The sequence below is a fragment of the Neisseria sp. P0021.S006 genome (assembly GCF_051956895.1).
Genome location: NZ_JBQCWZ010000488.1, coordinates 1 through 1,007 on the forward strand (window position 1 = coordinate 1; position 1,007 = coordinate 1,007).

1 protein-coding gene is annotated in these 1,007 nt (G+C 55.2%); it reads left to right on the forward strand.

Annotated elements, in window-relative coordinates:
• Window positions 1–1,007, forward strand: a 1,007-nt coding sequence (glyS, locus tag ACTHUM_RS15190) for a glycine--tRNA ligase subunit beta (RefSeq protein ID WP_440403313.1), incomplete at both ends; no start/stop codon positions are given.

A 1,007-nucleotide genomic window follows, 5' to 3' on the forward strand; every position in this document is an offset into this window, starting at 1 on the left:
CAATAATCTGGGCAACCATTTTGCCACTTCCGTTGCCGAAGGCTTGGAAAAAGCGCAACTGATTGACGGCGCAGCCGAATACACCGCCTACGCTTCGCCGCGCCGTTTGGCCGTTCAAGTCAAAAACGTGAAGGCCGTTCAAGCCGACCAAAAAATCGTGAAAAAAGGCCCGGCCGTGGCCAATGCCATGAAAGACGGTGCGCCGACTAAGGCTTTGGAAGGTTTTGCGCGCGGTGCTGGGGCGAAAATCGAAGACTTGACCATCATCAACGACGGCAAGCAAGACGTGTACGCCTACGAATACGTCCAAACCGGCAAACCGCTGGGCGAGCTTTTGGAAGACATCATCAATGCCGCAGTGAAAAAGCTGCCGATTCCGAAAGTCATGCGTTGGGGCAGCAGCACATTCACCTTCGTGCGCCCGGTACACAGCCTGATCGTGCTGCACGGCGGCGACATCGTCAACGTCAGCGTTTTGGGTCTGCAAAGCGGCAACAAAACACTGGGGCACCGCTTCCTCTCCAACGGCGAAATCTCCATTGAAAATGCCGACAGCTACGCCGCCCAAATGCGCGAACAAGGCAAAGTCGTCGCTTCGTTTGCCGAGCGCAAAGCCGCCATTCGGACGGCCTTGAACGAGCAGGCAGGCCGTCTGAAAGCCACCGTTGCCGCCGATGAAGCCTTGTTGGACGAAGTGACTGCATTGGTCGAATGGCCTGTGGTATTGGAAGCCGGTTTTGAAGAACATTTCCTCGCCGTGCCGCAAGAATGCCTGATTCTGACCATGCAGCAAAACCAAAAATACTTCCCACTGCTCGACCAAAACGGCAAGCTGATGAACCGCTTCCTGCTGGTGTCCAACCTGCAAACCGAAGACCCGTCACACATCATCCAAGGTAACGAACGCGTCTTGCGCGCGCGCCTGTCTGATGCCGAGTTCTTCTACAAACAAGACCAAAAAGCGACTTTGGAAAGCCGTCTGCCGAAATTGTCCAGCGTGGTTTACC